Here is a 24147-nt window from a genome sequence, read left to right as displayed (position 1 = left end):
AGAAAGCGCGTCAGAACGCGGAAAGCATGTCGTCGAACAACTGGTTGGCCGTGCTGATCACCTTCATGTTGGCCTGGTAGGCCTGCTGATAGGTCATCAGGTTGACCGCCTCCTCATCCAGGCTCACCGCGCTGACACTGTCGCGCTGGGCCTGGGCCTGCTGGGTCACGGCGGTGGCGGACTTGAGGTCGGCCTGGTTCTGCCGACTGTCGCTGGCGACCTGGCCGAGCAGGCCGGCGTAGGCGTCGTTGAGGGTGACCTGGCTGCCGTTCAGGGTGATGGTCTGGTTCTTCAGGCCGAGCAGGTCGAGCAGCACCTCGTTGTTGCCCGTCTCCCCCGCCGTCGAGGAAAACGCCAGCTGCTCGGCCGTCAGCGGCTCGATGCGCAGCAGCGCGGTGGTGCTGGCGGGGTCGTAGACGAACAGCGGCTGGCCCGGATTGCCATCGAGGTCGAAGCCGGTGGCGAGCACATCGTTGACCATCTGCGCCAGCTGGCTGGCCATGTCGTGCAGGGCGTCGAGGTTCGGCCGCAGGCTGTTGTACTCGACGTCATGGAGACCGCCGAACGCGCCGCCGAAACCGTCCTGGCGCAGCGGGAAGCTGGTGCCGGCGAAGGCCAGGCTGACCTCCTGCTCGCCGGTCGCGGTCATCGCCACGGCGAGCTGGCCGGCGGTCGGCCCGGCCACCAGCGGCTGACCGTTGGCCAGGGCGACGCTGAGCGAACCGTCCGGCACCTCGTGTATGCGCAGCTTGGCGAACTGGCTGAGCTGCCCCACCAGGCTCTCGCGGTGGTCGCGCAGCGCCGTGCTGTCACCCTTGACCGACTCGGTCTCGACGATCTTCTTGTTGAGCAGGGCGATGTTCTCGGTGAGGCCGTTGATCTCGGTGGCCATGGCCGTGCGTTGTTCCTGCAGCGCCTTGACCTGGGCGTCGATGTTGCTGCTCAGGCCGTTGAAGCGCTGGGACAGGTTGCTGGCCTCGCTGATGATCTGCTGGCGCAGGGCGATGGATCCGGGGGTGGCGCTGGCTTCGCTGAGCGCGGCGAAGAACTGGTCGAGGCCGGCGCTGATGCTCGAACCCGTGCCGGACATCAGTGCCTCCAGCGCGGTCAGGTACTGCTGCGATGCGCCGTAGAAGTTCTCTTCGGTGGTCGCGCGCCACAGTTGCTGGTTGTGAAAGTCGTTGGTCATGCGGCGGATGCTGATCACCTCGACACCACCACCGACGCTCAGGCCACCCTGCCCGGCCAGCGAACCGGTGACGGTCTGCAGGCGGCTGAAGCCCGGCGTGTTGACGTTGGCGATGTTCTGCCCGGTGCTGGCCAGGGCCACCTGGCTGGCACGCACGCCACTGTAGGCGATCTGGTTGAGGATGCTCATGGCTTAGGACTCCTGACGCTCGAAGCGCATCGGCTGAGCGAAGGCCGCCAGACGCGGCGCACGGGCGTCGTCGGCAGCGCGTTGGGCTGTTACCGAAGACAGGGCGACGGAATCGGCGGCGGACTTAAATTCATCGCGCGCCAGCACCTGCTTGCCGGCGACGGCGCCCAGCAGCAGGCCGCTGTCGGCGCTCAGGGCACTGGCCAGCTGCTGGCGGGTCTGGGCGCTGAGCGAGGTCTGCTGTGCGGCCTCCTGCAGCGGCGCCTCGCGGCTGGCCAGGTCGCCGAGGATCCTGCGCGTGTAGTCGCGGGTTTCCTGATAGGGAATGCGCTCGATCCAGGCGCCGGTACTGATCTCGCCGCTGCGCGGATCGCCGTTGACCTTGAGCCATTCGTCGACCCGCCCCGGCCCGGCATTGTAGGCCGCCAGCGCCAGCGCCTGATGGCCATCGTAGCGTTGCAGCATCTTGTCCAGGTAGGCACTGCCGAGGCGTCTGTTGTAGTCGGCGTCACTGGTCAGGCGCGCTTCGCTGAACGGCAGGCCGAGTTCGGCGGCCACCTCGCGGGCGGTCTCCGGCATCAGCTGCATCAGGCCGCGCGCGCCCTTCGGCGACACGGCGTCGACGCGCCCGGCGGACTCCTGCTGGATGACCCGCTCGACCAGGGCGACGAAACCCGCCGAGCCCTTGTCCCAGACCTTGCCGAGGTTATCGACGCCGCGCTGCCAGGTCGCCCGCAGCGGCTCCAGCAGGCTGCTGCCGGTGCGCGCCGGCAGTTCGGCGGAGCGTGCGGCCAGCGCGGCGCCCTGCAGGTCTGGCGCGCCGCCGTTATCCGAGAGCTGCTTGACCAGCATGTCGGCGATGCCGGTCTGCTTGCGGCCGGCCAGGGTCTCGGACAGCACCTCGTCGTAGAAGTCGCGCATGGTGTCCATCTCGCGACTGCGCATCGGGTTGCCTTCGGCCAGCACGTCGCTGGCCTTGCGCATCTGCTTGAGGATCTGCTGCAGGAACAGCGCCTCGAACTGCTCGGCAGCCGCCTGCAGCTGCTGTTCGCGGGCCGTGCCGATGCCATCGGCGCTGCCGCGGTGGCTGTTCATGTGTTGCGCGAGGGAAACGATGCTCATGGTTCAGATCACGATCAGTTCGGCATTGAGGGCACCGGCCTGCTCCAGCGCCTGGAGGATGCTCATGACGTCGTCCGGGGTGGCGCCGAGGCTGTTCACGGTGTTGATGATGCTGTCCAGGCTGGCGCCTTCCGGCCACTTGAACATGGCGTTCTTGTCCTGGCTGACGGCCACGTCGGAGCGCGGCACCACGGCGGTCTGGCCGCCGGAGAAGGCATTCGGCTGGCTGACCTGAGGGTTCTCGCTGATGGTCACGGTGAGGGTGCCGTGGGCCACCGCCGCCGCCTTGACCCGCACGCCCTGGCCCACCACCACGGTGCCGGTACGACTGTTGAACACCACCTTCGGCCGCTCGCGTCCTTCCTCGACCTCCAGGCCTTCGAGCATGGCCATGAAGCCGATGCGCTGGGTGCTGGTGACTGGCGCGCGAATGGAGATCTTGGTGGAATCCAGCGCGCTGGCGGTGCCGCTGCCGAAGCGCCCGTTGACCGCCTCGACCACCTTGGCAGCGGTCTGGAAGCTGGGCTGGCGCAGGTTCAGCATGACCTCTTCACGGGTGCTGAAATCGCTGGGAATGAGGCGCTCGACCGTCGCACCATTGGGCACCCGGCCGCTGTTGGCCGAGTTGATCGCCACGCTGGAACCGCTCTGCCCGGTGGCGTTGAGGCCGCCGACGACGATGGCGCCCTGGGCCAGGGCGTAGATCTCGCCGTCGACGCCATGCAGCGGGGTCATCAGCAGCTGGCCGCCACGCAGGCTCTTGGCGTCGCCCAGCGAGGCGACGGTGACGTCGACGCTCTGCCCCGGACTGTAGGACGGCGGTATCTCCGCCGTGACGGTGACGGCGGCGACGTTCTTCAGCTTCGGGTCGACGTTCGGCGGCAGGTTGATGCCGAACTGCTTGATCATGTTGGTCACCGACTGGCTGGTGAACTTGACCTGGTTCTTGTCACCGGTGCCGTCGAGGCCGACCACCAGGCCGTAGCCGATCAGCTGGTTGCCCCGGATACCCTCGATGTCCACCAGGTCCATCAGCGGTACGGCGCGGGTCGACAGCGGCCAGGTCAGGAGCAGGGCGACGCAGATGCGATAGAGCATGACCGGGCCTCAGAGGGGGAACAGCGGGTGGGTGAAGAAGCGCGTCAGCCAGCCGGCCGAGTTGCTGTCGTTGAGCACGCCACGGCCGGCGTAGGAGATGCGGGCGTTGGCCACGTTCTGCGACGACACCTGATTGGCGCGGTTGATGTCGTCGGTGCGCACCAGACCGACCAGACGGATGTACTCGTCGCCCTGGTTCAGGCGCAGGGCCTTCTCGCCCTTGATCAGCAGGGTGCCGTTGGGCAGCACCTGATGCACCGTCACCGCGATGGAGCCGCGCAGGGTGTTCTGCTGCGAGCTCTTGGCCGAACCCTCGAAGTCGCGCTTGGCCTCGGCGGAGCTTTCCAGGCGGTCGTAGGTCTTGCCGAGCACGGTGGGAACGCCGATGGCCGCGCTGGAGTTCTTGCCGAAGCTGGTGCCGGCGCTCTTGCTCGACTGGGTGGACTCGTCGAGCACCACGGTGAGGATGTCGCCGACCCGCACCGCGCGCTTGTCGCCGGTCAGCGAGCCGCTGTAGCCGCTGCGAAACAGCCCGCCGCTGGTGGTCGGCGGCTGGCTGTAGTCCATCGCCAGTGGCTGGTACTGGCTGGAGTCTTCGTCGGGGAGCATCTCGTTGAAGCTGGCGCAGCCGCCGAGCAGCGACAGCAGAACCAGCGAAAGCAGGCGCATCATGGCGATCACACGGTCTGGTTGAGGAACTGCTGCATGCCGGAGGCGGCGTCGAGCACCTTGGCGTTGGCCTCGTAGGCGCGCTGGATGGAGATCATGTTGACCATGGCCTCGACCACCTGCACGTTGGAGCCTTCCAGCACGCCCTGCTTGAGGTTGCCCAGGCCTTCCTCGCCCGGCACGCCTTCCACCGGCTCGCCGCTGGCCACGGTCTCGCGGTAGAGGTTGCCGCCAAGGGCTTCCAGGCCGCCCGGATTGGTGAAATTGACCAGGGTGATCTGGCCCAGCTCGGACGGCAGGGTGTCGCCGGCCAGCACGGCGGTGACGATGCCGTCGCTGCCCACGGTGAAGCGGCTGCTGCCGGCTGGCACCTCGATGTTCGGCGTCAGCGGCAGGCCCTGGGAGTTGACGATCATGCCTTCGGCATTGAGCTGCAGCTGGCCGTTCTCGGTGTAGTAGATGTCGCCGTTGGGTGCTTCCACCTGGAAGAAGCCCGCGCCGATGATCGCCAGGTCCATGGGCTGGCCGGTGGTCTGGATGCTGCCCTCGGTGAACACCTTCTGCGTGCCGGCCACGCGCACACCGCTGCCGAGCTGGATGCCGGAGGGTACGGTGTTGACCTCATCGGCCTGCGCACCCGGCTGCAGTTCGATGGCGTAGAACAGGTCCTCGAACACCACGCGGTCGCTCTTGAAACCGTTGGTGTTGACGTTGGCCAGGTTGTTGGCCACGGCGCTCATGGCCTTGTCCTGGGCGGCCAGGCCGGTCTTGCTGACCCAAAGTGCGGAACTCATGTCGTGTCTCCTCTGTAGCCCGGATGCGCTCCGGGGACGTGCTCCCGGATCGCATCCGGGCTACCTGTGTCGTTGCCGACCTCTGCCGTTCAAGGGAGAGGGGGAAGGCAGCCCCATCAGCTGCCGCGGATCATCCGGTTGCCGGCCTCGGAGAGGTCCTCGGCGGCCTTCATCATCTTCACCTGGGTCTCGAACAGGCGGTTGAGGCTCATGGTCGCCACCAGCTGGTCGATGGCGCCGACGTTGCTCGCCTCCAGGTACCCGGCGGCCAGCGCCGGCGCCTCCATGGCCTCGGCCGGCTGGCCGTCGCTACGCAGCAGCAGGCCGCTGGCGTCCTTGCTCAGGTCGGCGGCGTCGACATCGACCACGCGGATGCGGTCGACCTCGGCGGTGACGAAATCGCCTCGCGGGATCACCGACACCGTGCCGTCGCGACCAATGTGCAGGCTGTCGTACTCGGGCAGCACGATGGGGCCGCCCTCGCCCAGCACGGCACGCCCGTTCAGGGTCAGGCGCAGCTCGGCATCGACCTGCAGCGCGCCGTTGCGGGTGTAGCGCTCGGCACCGCCGTCGCCTTCGACGGCGAACAGACCACGGCCCTGGATCGCCACGTCGAGGTCACGACCGGTGGCCATCAGCTCGCCGGGCGCCAGGTTGACGCCGTTGTTCTTGACCCGCGCCAGGTGCCGGCTGTCATAGCCGTAGCCTTCCACGGCGACAGCCTGGGCCTGTTCGAGGTCGGCGCGGAAGCCGGGGGTGTTGACGTTGGCCAGGTTGTTGGCGCGCACCGTGAGCGAGCTCATGGTGCGGCTGGCGGCGGTCATTGCGGTGTAGCCGAGACGGTCCATGGGTCAGCCTCAGATCGCGCCGAACAGCACTTGGGTGAGTTCCTTGTTGGTGGTCAGCACCTTGGTGTTGGCCTGGTAGTTGCGCTGGCCCTCCATCAGGCCCACCAGCTGCTGGGTCAGGTCGACGTTGGAGTTCTCCAGGGAACCGGCGGCCAGTTCGCCGAAGGGGCCGACACCCGGCACGCCGATCAGCGCGGCGCCGGACTCGGCGGTCTCCACCCAGGCGGTGCCGCTGATGTTCTTCAGGCCGCCGGTGTTGGCGAAGGTGGCCAGCGCCACCTGGCCCTGCAGCATGCGCTGGCCGTTGCTGTAGTTGGCGTAGACCATGCCGTCCTTCTCCACCGACAGGCCGGTCTGCTCGCCCGCCGCATAACCGCTGGCGCGGTTGGTGGTGACGACGAAGTCGGAGCCGTACTGGCTGGAGTTGCTGTAGTCGATGGCGATGGCCATGGGGTCGACGCCCGGCAGCGGGAAGCCGACGTTGACCGGGCCGGCCGGTGCGGCGAGCGTGCCGTTGGTGCCGAAGTTCAGCGCCTGCGGGCCACCGACGGCGGCGCCATCGGCGTAGTAGTACGCCTCCCAGTCATTGGCGGCGGTCTTGACGAAGTACTGGGTCAGGGTGTGTTCCTTGCCCTGGGAGTCGAACACCTTGGTGGTGTAGGTGGAGTTGTAGGTGTTCACGTCCGCCACGTCGAAGGGCGCGGTGGCCGGGACCGCCTCGTTGGAGTCCAGGTTCATGACGAACGCCAGGGTGTCGGTGGCGCGAGCCGGCAGGTTGGCGTTCTGCAGTTGCAGGTCACCCATGGCCCCGACCAGCAGGTTGCCGGCGGCATCCACCGGGTAGCCCTGCAGGGTCTGCCCGGCGGCATTGACGATGAAGTTGTTCTTGTCGGCACCGAACACGCCGGCGCGGGTATAGCTCAGGTCGCCATTGGTATCGCGGGTGACGAAGAAGCCGCCGCCGGAGATGGCCAGGTCCAGGCTGCGCCCGGTGGTCACCAGGGAACCGCCCTGGCTGATGCTCTGCGTGGTGGCCAGCACTTCCACGCCCATCGCCTGGCTGTCGGCGTAGATGCTGCCGAACTCGGTGCGCGACGATTTGAAGCCGGTGGTGCCGGCGTTGGCGATGTTGTGGCTGATGGTGTTGAGCTGTTCGTTGACGGCGCTGAGGCCGGTCATGGCGATGTTGAAACTCATGGCGACAGGACCCTTGAAGGAAGCGGATGAGAGGGATCAGAGCAGACCGGCGGTCTGCGTCTGGCCGAATTCGGTGATGTTGTAGAAGGGCACGGAGCCGACGCCGATGACGTCCAGCACCGGGCCTTCGGCGCTGACGCGCACCTGGGTGACACGCCCGGCCACCTCGACCTTGGGGTACTCGCCACTGTCGCTGTTGACCTCGACCTGGTAGCGCCCCGGAGCCAGGCCGAGAGCCTGCGGGTCCAGCGCGAAGGGCACGCGCCCCGGCGCCTGGGAGCCGAGGTCGATGTCCTTCTTCACGCCGTTGCTGTCGGTCAGCGTCAGGGTCAGCTTGCCGGCGGCATGCTCCAGGTTGATCTCGCCGTTGATGGCCTCCTCGCCCAGCTCCAGCTGCTCGGTCGCCACCTTCACTTCCTGGCCGACCAGGCCCGCAGCGGTGAGGGTCTGCAGGTTGTCCAGCAGGACCAGGTTGCTCTTGCTCAGCGAGGCCATGTTTTCCAGGCTCTTGACCTGGCTCATGGCGGCGAACTGGTTGAGGAACTCGGTGCTGTCCACCGGCTTGGTCGGGTCCTGGTTCTGGATCTGCGCGACCATCAGGGTGAGGAAGTTGTTCTCCAGCTGCGCCGCGTCGCTGACGTTGACCGCCTGCTTCACCGCCTCGTCGATGCCATAGGCGGTGCTGTTCTGCTTGTCGTTGCTGACCACGGCCATCAGGATTCTCCGAGCTTGAGCAGGCCCTGCTGCATGCTCTTCAGGCGGTTGAGGACTTCGACACTGGTCTCGAAGCTGCGGGTGGCTGACATCATGTCGGTCATCTCTTCGATCTGGTCGATGTCGGCGTAGAACACGTAGCCCTGATCATCGGCCAGCGGGTTGTCCGGTTCGTAGCGGCGCACCGGCTCGCGCCCGGCCGTGACCACGTCGAGCACCTGCACATGGGCGCCGCCCATGCCCACGCTGCGGGTCATCTGGTCGTTGTTGTAGACGGCGGCGAACACCGGTTTGCGCGCCTGGTACACGGCGTCGGCACTGGCCGCCGCCGAGTCGGCGTTGGCCAGGTTGCTGGCCACGGTGTTGAGGCGCACGGTCTGCGCGTTCATCGACGAGCCGGCGATGCGGTAGATGGAATCGAAAGCCATGGTCAGCGTCCCTCGATGGCCTGCTTCAGGCCGCGAAATTTCATGCTGAGAAAGGTCAGGCTGGTCTGGAAGTCCATGCTGTTCTTGGAGAACGCGGCCTGTTCCACACTCAGCTCGACGCTGTTGCCGTCCTGCGACGGCTGGGTCGGTACGCGGTACTTGAGGTCGGCGCTGCTGGCCGCGAAAGCCTGCTGCGGGTCGAGGCGCTGCATCTCACCAGCGAAGTCGATGTCACGGGCGAGGAAGCCCGGCGTGTCTTCGTTGGCCAGGTTGGCGGCGAGAATCTCGCTGCGTTGCATGCGCAGCTCGATCGCCCGCGAATGCAGCCCCACCACGTCATCAATCCGTATACTCATTCACCGCTACCCTTAACCCAAGGTTGTGCCGAGATGCCTTGAGCACAAAGCGTGCCCAACCCCATGAAGAGCTGCAGCACATTGATTTATAAGGACTTTTCAAGATCGATCGGGCGCCTTGGCGTCGCCCTCTTTCCGCATCGGCGCGGCGCCGAGAGGAAAAGCGGAAAGGCTTTTTCCGCCTGCGCGTCGCTGCTTTTCCTCCTCGCGCTGGGGCCACTCGCGACCATGGCCGCTGCGGATGAGGCGGCTGTCCAGATCGATCAGGCGGTCGCCGCGCACATGCAGCAGCGGCTCGCCGAGGAGGCCAGGCGCCAGGCCTGGCACGGGCAACGCCACAGCCTCGACATCAGCCTGCTGGGCAATGCCGAACGGTTGCCGGCCTGCACCCAGGCGTTGCAACTGAGCGCCAGCAGCGACGACCCTTCACCGCTGTCACGCCAGCGTCTGCAACTGAGCTGCGCGGATGCCCCCGGCTGGACGCTCACTGCCCTGGTTCAGGCCAGCGTGTTCCTGCCGACCGTGCATGCGGCACGGGTGATCGAGCGCGGCCAGACCATCACCCGCGATCACCTGCAGTTGCAGGAAGTGAACATCGGCAAGGCGTCGCGCGGTTTCTACGCCGACGTCGACGAGGTCGTCGGCCAGGGCGCCAAGCGGCGCATCCGCGCCGGCCAGCTGATCGCACCGAACCTGCTCAGCGCGCCGCTGCTGGTGCGTCGTGGCCAGCAGGTGAGCATCGTCGCCAGCCAGGACGGCATCTCCGCCTCGGCCACCGGCGAGGCCCTGGCCAACGGCCGCGAGGGCGAGGTGATCCGCGTGCGCAACCTCGGCAGCCAGAAGGTGATCGAGGCCCAGGTGGTGGAAGAAGGCGTGGTCACCAGCACCTTCAGGTAGCGCGGCGACAAGCCCCAAGCGACAAGTCGAAAGCAGCTCGCGAACGGCTGCGAGGTGGATCAGCCGCCTGGCGTGCCGCGCTGAAATGCCCGCTGCGCCTGCTGCGGCGCAACGCCTCCCTGCGGCAACCGCGACCAGGCGCTGACTTCTACTGGCCGCTCGAAGCTGGCGGCTCGACGCTCATGTCCAGCCTTCCAGGCGCATGGTCGCGCGCACCAGGCGCTGCTCCTCCTGCTCGATGTCGCGCAGGTTGTCGCGGATGCTGTTGATATGGTCGCGTGCGGCGCGCTGGGCCTGCTCCGGCAGGCGCTCGAGCACCGCGTGGTAGAGACGCGCGTGCTGCCGGTCGATCTGCCGTTTCTGCGCCGGCCGGTGATACAGGTTGTTCACCGAGGCGAACACGGTGCTGAGCATCAGGTCGGTGAGCGATTGCAGGGTGTGCACCAGCACCGGGTTGTGCGAGGCCTCGCAGATCGCCAGGTGGAAGGCATGGTCGAGGCGCGCATGCTCGCGCGGGTCGACCGGGTTCTCCTGGGTATGCGCGGCGAGCATCTCCTCGTAACGCCGGGTCAGCAGGACGAAGTCCGCCTCGGTGCCACGCAGCGCCGCCAGCCGCGCCGACTCCCCTTCGAGCAGACCACGCACCTCCAGCAGGTCGTAGAGCGTGCGCGGCTGCGAATTGAACAGGTGCATCAGCGGGCTGGCATCGCGCTCGCCACTGAGCTTGGCCACACGCGAATCTCGCCCCTGGGCGGTCTCGATGATGCCGCGTCCGCGCAGCACCTTGAGCCCCTCGCGCAGCGCCGAGCGGGAGATGCCCAGTTTCTCGCACAGGCGCCGCTCCGACGGCAGCGGTTGCCCCACCTTGAGCACGCCATCGACGATCAGGCGCTCGATGCGCTCGGCCACCACGTCACTCACCTGCCGTCGTGCGGCGTTCAGATTCGCGTCCATTTCGTCCTCATCACAACTGGTCGTACCAGTTTTACAGCGCAGTCCGATCCACCCCGGATCGGCCAGCATGGCGCTAGAGAATAAGCGCTTTAGCCATGTTGGTGTGAAAGCCTGGAGAAAGAAACTGGTCCGACCAGCAAGGAAGACGGTGGACTGGCGAGCGAACGCAAGCTGAATATGCGGCCCATGGTCGCAGCATGACCGCCCATAAAAACAACGTTCACGATTGAGCCTGCCATGAGCATTCTGTACGACGAGCGCGTCGACGGCGCGCTGCCCAAGGTCGACAAGGCCGCCCTGCTGGCGGAATTGCAGCAGCGTCTGCCCGACCTCGACATCCTCCATACCCGCGAGGACCTCAAGCCTTACGAGTGCGATGGCCTTTCCGCCTATCGCACCACCCCCATGCTGGTGGTGTTGCCCGAGCGCATCGAGCAGGTGCAGCAGTTGCTGCAGCTGTGCTACGCCCGCAACGTCCCGGTGGTCGCCCGTGGTGCCGGCACCGGCCTGTCCGGCGGCGCCCTGCCACTGGAGCAGGGCATCCTGCTGGTGATGGCGCGCTTCAACCAGATTCTCGAGATCAACCGCGAAGGGCGCTTCGCCCGTGTGCAACCGGGTGTACGCAACCTGGCGATCTCGCAGGCGGCGGCGCCGTTCGACCTCTACTACGCCCCGGACCCCTCCTCGCAGATCGCCTGCTCCATCGGTGGCAACGTCGCCGAGAACGCCGGTGGCGTGCACTGCCTGAAGTACGGCCTGACCGTGCACAACCTGCTCAAGGTGGAAATCCTCACCGTCGAAGGCGAGTTCATGACCCTCGGCAGCGATGCCCTGGACGCGCCCGGTTTCGACCTGCTGGCACTGTTCACCGGCTCCGAGGGCATGCTCGGCATCGTCACCGAGGTGACCGTCAAGCTGCTGCCGAAACCGCAGGTGGCCAAGGTGCTGCTGGCGGCCTTCGACTCGGTGGAAAAGGCCGGCCGTGCCGTGGGCGACATCATCGCCGCCGGCATCATCCCCGGCGGCCTGGAGATGATGGACAACCTGGCCATCCGCGCTGCGGAAGATTTCATCCACGCCGGCTACCCGGTAGACGCCGAAGCCATCCTGCTGTGCGAGCTCGACGGCGTCGAGGCCGACGTGGCCGACGACTGCGAGCGCGTCGGCGAGGTGCTGCAGAAGGCCGGCGCCACCGAAGTGCGCCTGGCCCGCGACGAAGCCGAGCGCGTGAAGTTCTGGGCCGGACGCAAGAACGCCTTCCCGGCGGTCGGGCGCATCTCGCCGGACTACTACTGCATGGACGGCACCATCCCGCGCCGCGAACTGCCCGGGGTCCTGCGCGGCATCGCCGAGCTCTCCGAGGAGTACGGCCTGCGCGTGGCCAACGTGTTCCATGCCGGCGACGGCAACATGCACCCGCTGATCCTCTTCGATGCCAACGTGCCCGGCGAGCTGGAACGGGCCGAGGCCATCGGCGGCAAGATCCTCGAACTGTGCGTCAAGGTCGGCGGCAACATCACCGGCGAACACGGCGTCGGGCGCGAGAAGATCAACCAGATGTGCGCGCAGTTCAACAGCGACGAGATCACCCTGTTCCACGCCGTGAAGGCCGCGTTCGACCCGGCAGGCCTGCTCAATCCGGGCAAGAACATCCCCACCCTGCACCGCTGTGCCGAGTTCGGCTCCATGCACGTGCACCACGGCCAACTGCCCTTCCCGGAACTGGAGCGCTTCTGATGTCGCATGATTTCGATGCCAGCGCCGCGTTGCTGGAACAGGTCAACCACGCACTCAACAGTGCCACGCCGCTGCGCATCCAGGGCAGCGGCAGCAAGGCCCATCTGGGCCGGGCCACCACCGGCGAGGTGCTCGACAGCCGCACCCACCGGGGCATCGTCAGCTACGACCCGACCGAGCTGGTGCTGACCGCCCGTGCCGGCACCCCCTTGAGCGAGATCGAGGCGGCGCTGGACGCCAACCAGCAGATGCTGCCGTGCGAACCGCCGCACCTGGGCAACGGCGCCACCCTCGGCGGCATGGTCGCCAGCGGCCTGTCCGGCCCGCGCCGGCCCTGGGCCGGCTCGGTGCGCGACCAGGTGCTGGGCACCCGCGTGATCACCGGTCAGGGCAAGCTGCTGCGCTTCGGTGGCGAGGTGATGAAGAACGTCGCCGGCTACGACCTGTCGCGCCTGCTGGCCGGCAGCTTCGGCTGCCTCGGCCTGCTCGCCGAAGTGTCGCTCAAGGTACTGCCCAAGCCGCGCCAGGTGCTCAGCCTGCGCCTCGAGGTGGACGCCCGGCACGCGCTGAACAAGCTCGCCGAGTGGGGCCAGCAGCCGCTGCCGATCAGTGCCGCCAGCCACGACGGCCAGGCCCTGCACCTGCGCCTGGAAGGCGGTGAGGGTTCGGTCCAGGCCGCACGCCAGCGCCTGGGTGGCGACGAGATCGACAGTGCCTACTGGCTGGACCTGCGCGAACAGCGCCTGCCGTTCTTCGCCGGCACGGGTGCCCTGTGGCGCCTGTCGCTGCCGACCAATAGCGGCCTGCTCGACCTGCCCGGCCAGCAGCTGATCGACTGGGGCGGCGCGCAGCGCTGGCTCAAGTCCGATGCCAGCGGCGAGCTGATCCAGCGCACGCTGGCCCAGGCCGGCGGCCATGCCACCTGCTTCGTCGCCGGTCAGGAGCAGCCCTTCCAGCCGCTGGCGGCCCCGCTGTTGCGCTACCAGCGCCAGCTCAAGAACCAGCTCGACCCCCAGGGCATCTTCAACCCTGGCCGCATGTACGCCGAGGTATAAGACGTGCAGACAAACCTGAGTGAACAAGCCAAGCGTCTGCCGCGCGCCGAAGAGGCCGAGCGCATCCTGCGTTCCTGCGTGCACTGCGGCTTCTGCAATGCCACCTGCCCGACCTACCAGTTGCTCGGCGACGAGCTGGACGGCCCGCGCGGACGTATCTACCTGATCAAGCAGATGCTCGAAGGCGGCGAAGTCACCGCCAAGACCCAGGAGCACCTGGACCGCTGCCTGACCTGCCGCAACTGCGAAACCACCTGCCCATCCGGCGTGCAGTACCACAACCTGCTCGACATCGGTCGCGAAGTCGCCGAGCAGCAGGTGCCGCGCCCGCTCAACCAACAGCTGCTGCGTCAGGGCCTGCGCACCGTGGTGCCCCGCCCGGCGCTGTTCAAGGCCCTGACCCAGACCGGCCTGGCCCTGCGCCCGCTGCTGCCGGCGGCGCTCAAGGCCAAGCTGCCGCGTGAAGTGCGCCCGGCCAAGCCGCGCCCGAGCGAGCGCCACACGCGCCGCGTGCTGATGCTCGAAGGCTGCGTGCAGCCGGGGCTGTCGCCCAATACCAATGCCGCCACCGCGCGCGTGCTGGACCGTCTCGGCATCAGCGTCACGCCGATCCGCGAGGCCGGCTGCTGCGGCGCCGTCGACTACCACCTCAATGCCCAGGAAGCGGGCCTGAACCGCGCCCGGCAGAACATCGATGCCTGGTGGCCGACGATCGAAGCCGGCGCCGAAGCCATCGTGCAGACCGCCAGCGGCTGCGGCGCCTTCGTCAAGGACTACGGCCACCTGCTCGCCGGCGACCCGGCCTACGCGGACAAGGCGGCGCGGGTCAGCGCCCTGGCCAAGGACCTGGTCGAGGTGCTGCAGGGCGAAGCCCTGGAGCAGTTGCAGGTCCGCGCCGAACAGCGCCTGGCCTTCCATTGCCCCTGCACCCTGCAGCATGCGCAGAAGCTCGGCGGCGCGGTGGAGGCGGTGCTCGGCCGCCTGGGCTTCGGCCTCACCGCGGTGCCCGACGGGCACCTGTGCTGCGGTTCGGCCGGTACCTATTCGCTGACCCAGCCGGAGCTGTCGCGCCAGCTGCGCGACAACAAGCTCAATGCCCTGGAGAGCGGCAAGCCGGACGCCATCGTCACCGCCAACATCGGTTGCCAGACCCACCTGGACGGCGCCGGGCGCACGCCGGTGCGGCACTGGATCGAGATCGTCGAAGAGGCGATGGGCTGACCATCACAGCAAACGCAGCCCGGATGAAATCCGGGAGAACCAACACCCTGAACCCGGATTGCATCCGGGCTACGAAACCACGAATACGAGGTCCGTCATGCAACACAAAGCCGTACTCAGCCAGACCGAAGTCAGCCAGATCATCGCCGCCGCCCGTAGCGAAGCGCAGCAACAGGGCTGGGCAGTCGCCATCGCCGTGGTCGATGACGGCGGCCACCCGCTCGCCATGGAGCGCCTCGACGGCTGCGCGCCGATCGGCGCCTACATCGCCACCGAGAAGGCCCGCAGCGCTGCCATCGGCCGTCGCGAGACCAAGGGTTACGAGGACATGGTCAACGGCGGCCGCACCGCCTTCATCAGCGCCCCGCTGATCACCTCGCTGGAGGGTGGCGTGCCGGTCGTGGTCGAGGGCCAGGTGGTCGGCGCCGTGGGCGTGTCCGGGGTCAAGGCCGAACAGGACGCGCAGGTGGCCAAGGCGGGCATCGCAGCCCTTTGAACATGCGGCGTAGCCGCCAACGGATGACCTTCTCCCCCGGGGGGAAGGTGGCACGCAGTGCCGGAAGAGGGTGTGCCCCTCTCTCCTCTTTCGATGAAAGAGGAATGCAGACAGACAGGAGAACAGGAAAATGACCGAACGCGTGCAATGTCAGCGCCTGCAGGTAGCCGCCGAGCTCAAGCAGTTCATCGAAAACGAAGTGCTGCCCGGCAGCGGTATCGAAGCTGCAGCCTTCTGGAGCGGCTTCGACGCCCTGGTACACGACCTGGCGCCGCGCAACCGTGCGCTGCTGGCCGAGCGTGACCGCCTGCAGACCGAGCTGGACACCTGGCATCGCGCCAACCCCGGCCCGGTTCGCGACATGGCCGCCTACCGCGCCTTCCTCGAGTCCATCGGTTACCTGCTGCCGCAGCCGCAGACCGTCAAGGCCAGCACCGCCAACGTCGACAGCGAGATCACCAGCCAGGCCGGCCCGCAGCTGGTGGTGCCGGTGATGAACGCCCGCTACGCGCTGAACGCCGCCAATGCCCGCTGGGGTTCGCTGTACGATGCCCTGTACGGCACCGACGCGATCAGCGAGGACGGCGGCGCCAGCAAGGGGCCGGGTTACAACGAGGTACGCGGCGCCAAGGTGATCGCCTTCGCCCGTGCCTTCCTCGACCAGGCCGCGCCGCTGGCCAAGGGCTCGCACGCCGACGCCAGTGCCTATGCCGTGGTCGCCGGCCAGTTGCAGGTGACCCTGGGCAGCGGCGAGCAGACTTCCCTGGCGCAGCCGGAGAAATTCCTCGGCCACCAGGGCGAGGCCGCCACGCCGAGCGCCGTGCTGCTGAAGAACAACGGCCTGCACTTCGAGATCCAGATCGACGCCAGCAGCGCCATCGGCCGCACCGACGCCGCTGGCGTCAAGGACGTGCTGATGGAAGCGGCACTGTCGACCATCATGGACTGCGAAGACTCGGTCGCCGCCGTCGACGCCGCCGACAAGGTGGTGGTCTACCGCAACTGGCTGGGCCTGATGAAGGGTGACCTGGCCGAGGAACTGGAGAAGGGCGGCAAGCGCATCACCCGCCGTCTCAACCCGGACCGCACCTACAGCGCCGCCGCCGGCGGTGAACTGACCCTGCACGGCCGCTCGCTGCTGTTCGTGCGCAACGTCGGGCACCTGATGAGCAACCCGGCGATTCTCGACGGCGACGGCCAGGAGATTCCGGAAGGCATCCTCGATGCCGTGGTGACCAGCCTGATCGCCCTGCATGACCTCAAGCGCCGCGGCAACTCGCGCACCGGCAGCGTCTACATCGTCAAGCCGAAGATGCACGGCCCGCTGGAAGTGGCCTTCGCCAACGAGCTGTTCGGCCGTGTCGAGCAACTGCTGGGCATGCCCGCGGCCACCCTGAAGATGGGCATCATGGACGAGGAGCGCCGCACCAGCGTCAACCTCAAGGCCTGCATCGAGGCCGCCAGCAGCCGCGTGGCCTTCATCAACACCGGCTTCCTCGACCGCACCGGCGACGAGATGCACACGGCCATGGAAGCCGGCGCCATGCTGCGCAAGGGCGACATGAAGTCCAGTGCCTGGATCCATGCCTATGAGCGCAACAACGTGCTGGTCGGCCTGGCCTGCGGCCTGCGCGGCAAGGCGCAGATCGGCAAGGGCATGTGGGCCATGCCGGACCTGATGGCGGCCATGCTCGAACAGAAGATCGGCCATCCCAAGGCCGGTGCCAATACCGCCTGGGTGCCCTCGCCGACCGCCGCCGTGCTGCACGCGCTGCACTACCACCAGGTGGACGTGCAAGCCGTGCAGACCGAGCTGGAGCTGATCGACCTGGCCAGCCAGCGCGACAGCCTGCTGGGCGACCTGCTCAGCGTGCCGGTCAGCGCCGAGCGCCCGTGGAGCGCCAGCGACATCCAGCAGGAACTGGACAACAACTGCCAGGGCATCCTCGGCTACGTGGTGCGCTGGGTCGAGCAAGGCGTCGGCTGCTCCAAGGTGCCGGATATCCACAACGTCGGGCTGATGGAAGACCGCGCTACGCTGCGGATCTCCGCCCAGCACATCGCCAACTGGCTGCATCACGGCGTGGTCAGCGAAGCACAGGTGCGCGAGACGCTGCAACGCATGGCGCAGGTGGTCGACGGGCAGAACGCCGGCGACGCCGCCTATCGCCCGATGGCCCCCGGTTTCGAGCAGTCCCATGCCTTCCGCGCCGCCTGCGACCTGGTGTTCAAGGGCCGCGAGCAGCCGAGCGGCTACACCGAACCGCTGCTGCACGCCTGGCGCCTGCGCTTCAAAGAGGAGGTCTGAGCGTGGGAGGGGCCATACGCGGCTGCAGCAGGATGCCGCCCAGCCCCTCCTGAAAAATGAATGAGCGCCGTGGATGAACGCCACGGCGCTGCAACAGGCCCTGACGGTTTCCGACCGTCGGGGCTTTCGAGCATGAGCGCGACGGTGGGTGATCCCCGGCGTCGCTGCTCGCGGAATGGTCGGTGCCGTGGCGCCCGGCCACTCCAGATGCGTGGCGCCGGATATCTCCGGAAAACCGTGGTTCACAAGAAAAAGAAGGAACCAACACATGAGTCAAACGCTGCTGTCCATCCTGGCCTTCGTGCCGCTGGTGCTGGCGGGTGTGCTGCTGATCGGCTTCCGCTGGCCAGCCAAGTACGCGATGCCGCTGGTGTTCGTCCTGACCGCCCTGATCGGCCTGCTGGCCTGGGACATGTCCCTCAACCGGGTCATCGCCTCCAGCCTGCAGGGGCTGATCCTCACCGCCTCGATCCTGTGGATCATCTTCGGCGCGATCCTGCTGCTGAACACGCTCAAGCACTCCGGCGGTATCGCGGCGATTCGCCGTGGCTTCTCCAACATCAGCCCTGACCGGCGCGTACAGGCGCTGATCGTCGCCTGGCTGTTCGGCTGCTTCATCGAAGGGGCCTCCGGCTTCGGCACCCCGGCCGCCGTCGCTGCACCGCTGCTGGTCGCCCTCGGCTTCCCGGCGCTGGCAGCCGTGGTGCTGGGCATGATGGTGCAATCCACGCCGGTGTCCTTCGGCGCGGTGGGCACGCCGATCCTGGTGGGCGTCGGCGCCGGCCTGGACAGGACCGGCATCACCGAACAGCTGGCGGCCACCGGCAGCACCTGGGAGACCTTCTTCCACCTGATCTATTCGCGGGTGGCCATCACCCACGGCGTGATCGGCCTGCTGATGCCGCTGATCATGGTCATGATCATGACCCGCTTCTTCGGCAAGAACCGCAGTTGGAAGGAAGGCCTGGCCATCGCGCCGTTCGCCGTCTTCACCGCGCTGTGCTTCTCCCTGCCGTACATGGCGGCCGGCGTGTTCCTCGGCCCGGAATTCCCCTCGATGATCGGCGCCCTGGTTGGCCTGTCCATCGTGGTACCGGCAGCCCGTGCCGGCTTCCTCCTGCCGAAGGAGACCTGGGACTTCGCCGACGCCAAGGACTGGCCGGCCGAGTGGATGGGCAAGATCGAGATGAAACTCGACGAGGTGGCCGGCAAGGCGCCGATCTCCGTGCCCATGGCCTGGGCGCCGTACCTGCTGCTCGCGGTGTTCCTAGTGCTGTCGCGGATCTTCCCCGAACTCAAGGCCGCGCTAATGAGCCTGAGCTTCGGCTGGAAGGACATCCTCGGTGAGACCGGCGTGTCCGGCACCATCGAGCCGCTGTACCTGCCGGGGGGCATCCTGTGCATGGTGGTGCTGGTCACCTTCTTCCTGCACCGCATGCGCTTCTCCGAGCTGAAGGCGGCCGTGGGCGAGTCGAGCAAGACCCTGCTCGGTGCCGGCTTCGTGCTGATCTTCACCATCCCCATGGTGCGTATCCTGATCAACTCCGGGGTCAATGGCGCCGACCTGGTCTCCATGCCGGTGGCCATGGCGCGTCTGGTGGCCGACAGCGTGGGCGGCGTCTATCCGTTCTTCGCCCCGGCCGTGGGTGCCCTGGGCGCGTTCATCGCCGGCTCCAACACCGTCTCCAACCTGATGCTGTCGCAGTTCCAGTTCAACGCTGCCGAGCTGCTGGGCGTGTCCGGGGCGATGATGGTGGCGCTGCAATCGGTGGGCGCTGCGGCGGGCAACATGATCGCCATCCACAACGTGGTGGCGGCCTCGGCGACGGTCGGCCTGCTGGGACGCGAAGGCATCACCCTGCGCAAGACCATCCTGCCGACGCTCTACTACCTCGCTGCTGCGGGCTGCATCGCGCTGGTCACCATGTACGTCATGGGTATCAGCGATCCGCTGCTGGCAAGCCGCTAGTCCATGCGCGGGTCGTGCCGGGCACGACCCGACTTTGGTTGGCCTCTGGCAGGCGGCGATTACCGCCTGTCCGCTTGGCGCGTCCGTTCAATTGCGGTAGCGTGCCTCGCGCAAAACCGTGAGATTCACCCGAGGTCGATATGAAGAAGTGGCAATGCGTGGTCTGTGGACTGATTTACGACGAGAGCCAGGGCTGGCCGGACGACGGCATCGCGCCCGGCACCCGCTGGGAAGACGTGCCGGAAGACTGGCTGTGCCCTGACTGCGGCGTCGGCAAGATGGACTTCGAGATGATCGAGATCGGCTGATCACGTGTCATTTCAACGAACGGCGACCCTCGGGTCGCCGTTTTCATTTCACCCTGCCAGGCGCCGCCAGCAGGCCCCGCAAACGCGACACAGCCACCTCGCGGCCCAGCAGCCCCCTGGCGTGGAGCCCGCGCCAGAGCCTTCGCCGGCCGTCCCGCAGAAAAATCGTCAACGCCATTTAAGCAGCGTCAAAAGCCGGTCGCCCTTCACTTACAGCAGGCAATCACAGCCAGCTTCACTCAACTGAAGGAATCTCATCATGGCTCTGTCGATTCATACCAACTACTCCTCGCTGATCACTCAGACCAACCTGTCCAAGACCAACAACGCCCTGGGCACCAACCAGCAGCGTCTGGGCACCGGTTTCCGCATCAACTCCGCTGCCGACGACGCCGCCGGCCTGCAGATCGCTACCCGTCTGAACGCTCAATCGCGTGGTATGGACGTGGCCATCCGCAACACCAGCGACGCCGTTTCGCTGCTGCAGACCGCCGAAGGCGCCTTCAGCGAAATGACCGACATCGTGCAGCGCATGAAAGACCTCTCCACCCAGGCGGCGAACGACACCAACAGCGCAGACGACCGTCTGGCCCTCTCGGCCGAGTTCAACGAACTGGGCAAAGAGCTGGCCAACATCATGACCAACACCAAGTACGCGGGTGAGGCCCTGTTCGACATCGCCGGTACCGGCGGCAAGTTCGGCACCGCTGGCGGCATGAGCTTCCAGATCGGCGCCAGCGCCACCGAAACCCTGGCCCTGGACGTCAGCGCCGACGTCGGCACCCTGACCGCCGCCCTGGGCGCGCTGAACACCCAGTTCGCCGCTGCTCCGGCCGCCGACCAGAAGCTCGAGACCCAGGCCGGCGCCAACGGCGCGATCACCCTGGCCGAGACCGCTCTGGACGAGATCGGTGCACTGCGTGCCCAGTTCGGCGCCAACATCAACCGCCTGAACCACACCGCCAACAACCTCGGCAACATGAAGGACAACACCGACATGGCCAAGGGTCGCATCATGGATGCCGACTTCGCCAAGGAAAGCGCCAGCATGAGCAAGAACTCCATGCTCCTGCAGTCGGGCATCTCCATGCTCAAGCAAGCCGGCCAGATGCCGGGCATGGTCATGTCCCTGCTGGGCTGATCCCGCGTCATCCAGGCGCAACGGATGGCGCCACCCCCTCCAACGCCCCGTACTCACGGGGCGTTTCTCGTTACGGCCTGAGCCCCGGCAACGCGCATCGCCAGCGTGCAACCGTCATCAAACGACGGGATGCTGAAATGACCGTCACGACACCTGCCGACTGCATCGACTTCGTCCACGAAGCAGCTAGCATAGAACTGAGCACGGCCTGTGCGAGGCCGCTCGGTCAGCTCGTGACTGGCACAAGACTTGCCACTGCATTTCCCTGACGCCAGAATGCTGACCATCCGTCGCCCGGACGTTTCCAGCCGGAAATGTCGCTCGCTCTAAGGACCGCATGAACTCCAGCCCCGACACGCCGCCCACCGAGCCGGGAAGCACCATCGCCTGCCAGGTCATCAGGACCGGGCGCAGTGACTGCTACGCGCACTTCTATCCGGCGCTGTATCAGCTGACGCTGGCCAAGAGCGGTATCGAAGAGAAGATCGACCTCGGCTACTCCGGTAGCCGCCTGCTCGAGCGCCTGCTGCAGAAGCCGGGCGAGGTCGTCTCGCGCGAGGAGCTGATGAACCACGCCTGGGCCGACCGGGTAGTGGGCCAGGGCAGCCTGAACCAGCAGATCTATACCCTGCGCCAGGTGCTGGGCGACGAGAAAAGCCGCGAGATCATCCAGACCCTGCCGCGCCGCGGCTACCTGCTCAACCCCAATCACCTGGTCGTGCCGTCAGCCAGCGATGCCGCCGACCCGTCCGGCGAGGCGCCCGACGTGCCAGCGGCGCCACCCGCCTTCCTGCGGCGCCACAGTCGTCAACGCGCTTCCTGGCTGATCCTGCTCAGCCTGTTCAGCATCATCGGCATCGCGCTGTTCCTGACGCTGTACCGGATCAGCCAGCCAGACGACCTGTACAGCAGCGAGATGACCCAGGGGCCCCTCAACGTGCGTTACATCGACCAGAACCCGCAGCGCCTGCAGCAACTCATCCTGCACACCCATGGCCTGACCAGCCGCCTCACGGCACTGGCCAGCGCGCCGTCCGAGCTGGTGCTGCGCCTGAGTGGTGGCTTCTACGAGCTGCTCTGCCTGCAACCGGGGGGCGGCGCACGCTCGCTGATGCTGCATGAAAGCCAGCTGGGTCAGGTGGCCGATGCCCAACTGAGCAGATGCCTGCCATGAGCCGCTGCAGGCAACTCGGCATCAGCGGCGTGTGGCTGCTGAGCATGTTCGCCACGGCCCTGGCGATGCTCCTGGGCATGCTCGCGCTGTGGCTCAGCTTCAGCTCCAGCGCGGAGCTCGACGGCCGCTACCAGTCCAGCGGCCAGGTCCAGCTGAGCAACGGCAAGGTGCTCGACATCAGCCACAGCCTGCAGGTCAACAACGGGCGTTTCTACGCCATGACCCGCCAGGGCGACAGCATCCTGGAGACCTCGGGGACGGTCGACTACGGCTTCCTCGGCAACTACCGCCTGCGCGTCGAGGATGGCCAGGTCACCGGCCTGGCCAGCGAGGTCGACGACGAGCTGGTGTTCAACCTGCTCTACGGTCGGCACAAGGGCTCGACCATCCGCCTGACCCGCCTAGACGGCTGCCTCTACGCCCTGGAAACCCGCCAGTTCTACTGCCCGGCGCGCCACCTGTAGCGCCGCACTCACGACTCCGGCGTGCTCAGCCGCGCGCCCTCGGCGCGGTATTCCACGCGCACCTGCGTGTCGCCGAACAGCTCGCGGTACAGGCCCTCGGCCTGGCTGGTCAGCAACAGCAGCTCGATGCGCCGGTTGGCACCGTTCTCCGGGTCATCGGGCAGCAGCGGCATGCCATCGGCCTGCGCCGTCACCTGCAGCACCGCGCGGGTCGGCAGGCCGGCCTCGACCAGCACGTTGCGCGCGCGCAGGGCGCGATCACCCGACAGGTTCCAGTTGTTGTAGCCGCCGACGATGCCCCGGTAGGGCGTGGCATCGGTGTGGCCGCTGACGATCAGGTGGTTGTCGACCTTGGCCAGGATGCCGGCCAGGCGCTTGAGCAGGGTCTCGAAATGCGGGTCCAGGCGCGCGCTGCCACGGGCGAACATGAAGCGCTGCGCATCGTCCTTGATCAGAATGCGCAGGCCCTGGGGCACCACCTGCACCTCGATGTTGGCCTCGGCATCCAGTTGCAGCGCCAGCGCCTCCATCAGTTGCGCCAGCTCCTGCATCTGCAGCGGCTCGGCGTAGTGCGGCCTGCGCGCCGCGCCAGGCTGGCCATCACCCTGCTCGGCTCCCGGGTCCTCCTGGGGCGTACGCGCCTGGTTGAGGTGGTCCTGGCGCGGGCTGACCTGCACCGGGATACCGTCGAGGTCCAGCGGCGTGGTACTGGTGCCGTCGAAGATGCCGGCGCCGCCATCGACCAGCGGGTTGTTCAGCATGTCCGCATTGGCCCGGCTCTGGTCCTGGGTCTGCGGCTGGATGATCCACAGCACCATGAACAGCGCCATCATGGCCATCGTGAAGTCGGCGAAGGCGACCTTCCAGGCACCACCGTGCTCGTCGTGGCCGCCTTTCTTGCCACGCCGTTTGATGATGATCTCGTGTTCTTCGCCGCCACGCTTCTTCATGCCGCGTCCCTTTCATCCTCGTAGCGGTTGACCCAGGTCTCCAGCTGCTTGAAGGCCGGCTTGACGTCCTGCTCGATCAGCTTGCGCCCGGCGTCCACGGCCAGCAGCGTGGGCTTGCCGGCGACGTGGGCGACCAGCGTGGTGCGCACGCACTCGAGTGCCGACAGCTCGGTCTTGATGCGCTGGCTCATGGCGTTGGACAGCGGCTCCATCACGCAGTAGCACATGAAGATGCCGAGGAAGGTCCCGACCAGCGCGGCAGCGACGTGGGCGCCGATCTCGGCCACCGAACCGCCGATGTTGCCCATGGTGATGATGATCCCCATGATCGCCGCGAGGATGCCGAAGCCCGGCATCGCCTCGCCGATCTTGTGCAGCGAACGCGACGGCTGCAGCAGGATGTGCTCCATGGCCTCCAGCTCCTGTTCGAGGAAGCCTTCCAGCTCGTGTGCGCTGATCTTGCCCATGGCCATCAGGCGGAAGTTGTCGGCGATGAAGGCCATCAGGTTCTTCTCCTGACGGATCAGCGGGTACTTGGCGAACAGCTCGCTCTGCTCGGGCTCCTCGATGTGTGCGTCGAGCACCTTGAGACCACCGACCTCGACCATCTCCAGCAGCTCGTACAGCAGCATCAGCAGTTGCCGCTGGAACTCCTCGCCGCGCCGCTTGTAGACGAACACGCCCTTGATCTGGTGGCACATCTCCACCAGCACTTCCTTGGGGTTGCCCACCACCAGTGCGCCGAGACCGGCGCCGACGATGATCACCACCTCGGCCGGCTGCCAGAGCATGGCCAGCTCGCCGTGGGCCATGACGTACCCGCCCAGCACGCAGCCGACGATGATCAATGCACCTAGTAACTTCTGCAC

At 67.0% G+C, this 24147-nt stretch carries 24 protein-coding genes; 11 read left to right on the top strand and 13 right to left on the bottom strand.

Annotated elements, in window-relative coordinates; all coding sequences use genetic code 11:
* Positions 1 to 10: 10 nt before the first annotated feature.
* From flgK to flgB, 10 genes are all read right to left on the bottom strand, one after another.
* The gene (flgK, locus tag EWH21_RS02100; protein WP_150607498.1) at positions 11 to 1378 is read right to left on the bottom strand and encodes a flagellar hook-associated protein FlgK; all 1368 of its coding nucleotides are present in this window, start codon (positions 1376 to 1378) and stop codon (positions 11 to 13) included.
* A gap of 3 nt (positions 1379 to 1381) precedes the next feature.
* Entirely contained in the window at positions 1382 to 2500 is a 1119-nt protein-coding gene (locus EWH21_RS02095; protein ID WP_277699675.1) for a lytic transglycosylase domain-containing protein, read from the bottom strand.
* Between the two features lie 3 nt (positions 2501 to 2503).
* Positions 2504 to 3598 (bottom strand): flagellar basal body P-ring protein FlgI, encoded by a 1095-nt coding sequence (locus EWH21_RS02090; protein ID WP_037057087.1) that lies wholly within the window; start codon positions 3596 to 3598, stop codon positions 2504 to 2506.
* Between the two features lie 9 nt (positions 3599 to 3607).
* Positions 3608 to 4270: a flagellar basal body L-ring protein FlgH gene (flgH, locus tag EWH21_RS02085; RefSeq protein ID WP_134677587.1), complete on the bottom strand. Its 663-nt coding sequence runs from the start codon at positions 4268 to 4270 to the stop codon at positions 3608 to 3610.
* Between the two features lie 5 nt (positions 4271 to 4275).
* On the bottom strand, positions 4276 to 5061 hold the full coding sequence (flgG, locus tag EWH21_RS02080; protein WP_047588779.1) for a flagellar basal-body rod protein FlgG: 786 nt from the start codon (positions 5059 to 5061) through the stop codon (positions 4276 to 4278).
* A 116-nt stretch (positions 5062 to 5177) separates the two neighbouring features.
* Positions 5178 to 5909 carry a flagellar basal body rod protein FlgF gene (locus EWH21_RS02075; RefSeq protein ID WP_277699674.1) on the bottom strand — a complete coding sequence of 244 codons (732 nt, stop codon included), beginning with the start codon at positions 5907 to 5909 and terminating at the stop codon, positions 5178 to 5180.
* A gap of 9 nt (positions 5910 to 5918) precedes the next feature.
* On the bottom strand, positions 5919 to 7106 hold the full coding sequence (gene flgE / locus EWH21_RS02070; RefSeq protein WP_134677584.1) for a flagellar hook protein FlgE: 1188 nt from the start codon (positions 7104 to 7106) through the stop codon (positions 5919 to 5921).
* Between the two features lie 36 nt (positions 7107 to 7142).
* Positions 7143 to 7820 carry a flagellar hook assembly protein FlgD gene (flgD, locus tag EWH21_RS02065; protein ID WP_277699673.1) on the bottom strand — a complete coding sequence of 226 codons (678 nt, stop codon included), beginning with the start codon at positions 7818 to 7820 and terminating at the stop codon, positions 7143 to 7145.
* The gene (flgC, locus tag EWH21_RS02060) at positions 7820 to 8248 is read right to left on the bottom strand and encodes a flagellar basal body rod protein FlgC (protein WP_179553105.1); all 429 of its coding nucleotides are present in this window, start codon (positions 8246 to 8248) and stop codon (positions 7820 to 7822) included. Before flgC ends, flgD begins: the two co-directional genes overlap by 1 nt.
* A 2-nt stretch (positions 8249 to 8250) precedes the next feature.
* The gene (gene flgB / locus EWH21_RS02055; RefSeq protein ID WP_037057100.1) at positions 8251 to 8604 is read right to left on the bottom strand and encodes a flagellar basal body rod protein FlgB; all 354 of its coding nucleotides are present in this window, start codon (positions 8602 to 8604) and stop codon (positions 8251 to 8253) included.
* A gap of 228 nt (positions 8605 to 8832) precedes the next feature.
* Here flgB and flgA point away from each other — a divergent pair, with 228 nt between their 5' ends.
* Positions 8833 to 9501: a flagellar basal body P-ring formation chaperone FlgA gene (flgA, locus tag EWH21_RS02050; protein ID WP_277699672.1), complete on the top strand. Its 669-nt coding sequence runs from the start codon at positions 8833 to 8835 to the stop codon at positions 9499 to 9501.
* A gap of 180 nt (positions 9502 to 9681) precedes the next feature.
* Here flgA and glcC read toward each other — a convergent pair whose 3' ends face one another.
* On the bottom strand, positions 9682 to 10455 hold the full coding sequence (gene glcC, locus EWH21_RS02045; protein WP_037057102.1) for a transcriptional regulator GlcC: 774 nt from the start codon (positions 10453 to 10455) through the stop codon (positions 9682 to 9684).
* Between the two features lie 237 nt (positions 10456 to 10692).
* Between glcC and glcD the strand changes: the two genes are divergently transcribed.
* The 10 genes from glcD to EWH21_RS01995 all read left to right on the top strand — a co-directional run bounded on the left by glcD (position 10693) and on the right by EWH21_RS01995 (position 22328).
* Positions 10693 to 12192 (top strand): glycolate oxidase subunit GlcD, encoded by a 1500-nt coding sequence (gene glcD, locus EWH21_RS02040; protein WP_277699671.1) that lies wholly within the window; start codon positions 10693 to 10695, stop codon positions 12190 to 12192.
* Positions 12192 to 13247, top strand: coding sequence for a glycolate oxidase subunit GlcE (gene glcE / locus EWH21_RS02035; RefSeq protein WP_277699670.1), 1056 nt, complete (start codon positions 12192 to 12194; stop codon positions 13245 to 13247). The genes glcD and glcE overlap by 1 nt, the downstream gene beginning before the upstream one ends.
* Before the next feature lie 3 nt (positions 13248 to 13250).
* Positions 13251 to 14468 carry a glycolate oxidase subunit GlcF gene (gene glcF / locus EWH21_RS02030; RefSeq protein WP_152487548.1) on the top strand — a complete coding sequence of 406 codons (1218 nt, stop codon included), beginning with the start codon at positions 13251 to 13253 and terminating at the stop codon, positions 14466 to 14468.
* Between the two features lie 97 nt (positions 14469 to 14565).
* Positions 14566 to 14964: a heme-binding protein gene (locus EWH21_RS02025; protein WP_037057107.1), complete on the top strand. Its 399-nt coding sequence runs from the start codon at positions 14566 to 14568 to the stop codon at positions 14962 to 14964.
* 130 nt (positions 14965 to 15094) lie between these two features.
* Positions 15095 to 17272: a malate synthase G gene (locus EWH21_RS02020; protein ID WP_277699669.1), complete on the top strand. Its 2178-nt coding sequence runs from the start codon at positions 15095 to 15097 to the stop codon at positions 17270 to 17272.
* A 268-nt stretch (positions 17273 to 17540) separates the two neighbouring features.
* Entirely contained in the window at positions 17541 to 19241 is a 1701-nt protein-coding gene (locus tag EWH21_RS02015) for an L-lactate permease (RefSeq protein WP_037053858.1), read from the top strand.
* A gap of 140 nt (positions 19242 to 19381) precedes the next feature.
* Positions 19382 to 19549: a rubredoxin gene (locus tag EWH21_RS02010; protein ID WP_003242223.1), complete on the top strand. Its 168-nt coding sequence runs from the start codon at positions 19382 to 19384 to the stop codon at positions 19547 to 19549.
* A gap of 259 nt (positions 19550 to 19808) precedes the next feature.
* Positions 19809 to 20690 carry a lateral flagellin LafA gene (gene lafA, locus EWH21_RS02005; protein ID WP_037053859.1) on the top strand — a complete coding sequence of 294 codons (882 nt, stop codon included), beginning with the start codon at positions 19809 to 19811 and terminating at the stop codon, positions 20688 to 20690.
* 337 nt (positions 20691 to 21027) lie between these two features.
* Positions 21028 to 21864 carry a winged helix-turn-helix domain-containing protein gene (locus EWH21_RS02000; RefSeq protein ID WP_277699668.1) on the top strand — a complete coding sequence of 279 codons (837 nt, stop codon included), beginning with the start codon at positions 21028 to 21030 and terminating at the stop codon, positions 21862 to 21864.
* On the top strand, positions 21861 to 22328 hold the full coding sequence (locus tag EWH21_RS01995; protein WP_037053864.1) for a hypothetical protein: 468 nt from the start codon (positions 21861 to 21863) through the stop codon (positions 22326 to 22328). The genes EWH21_RS02000 and EWH21_RS01995 overlap by 4 nt, the downstream gene beginning before the upstream one ends.
* Positions 22329 to 22336: 8 nt before the next feature.
* Here the strand turns inward: EWH21_RS01995 and EWH21_RS01990 are convergent, their stop codons facing one another.
* Both EWH21_RS01990 and motA read right to left on the bottom strand, forming a co-directional pair.
* On the bottom strand, positions 22337 to 23278 hold the full coding sequence (locus EWH21_RS01990; protein WP_277699667.1) for a flagellar motor protein MotB: 942 nt from the start codon (positions 23276 to 23278) through the stop codon (positions 22337 to 22339).
* On the bottom strand, positions 23275 to 24147 hold the full coding sequence (motA, locus tag EWH21_RS01985) for a flagellar motor stator protein MotA (protein ID WP_037053869.1): 873 nt from the start codon (positions 24145 to 24147) through the stop codon (positions 23275 to 23277). Before motA ends, EWH21_RS01990 begins: the two co-directional genes overlap by 4 nt.

The organism is Pseudomonas sp. REST10 (assembly GCF_029542605.1).
Lineage (GTDB): Bacteria > Pseudomonadota > Gammaproteobacteria > Pseudomonadales > Pseudomonadaceae > Aquipseudomonas > Aquipseudomonas khazarica.
Note: the sequence above shows the minus strand (reverse complement) of the source record. Positions and strands in the feature narration are given on the sequence as shown.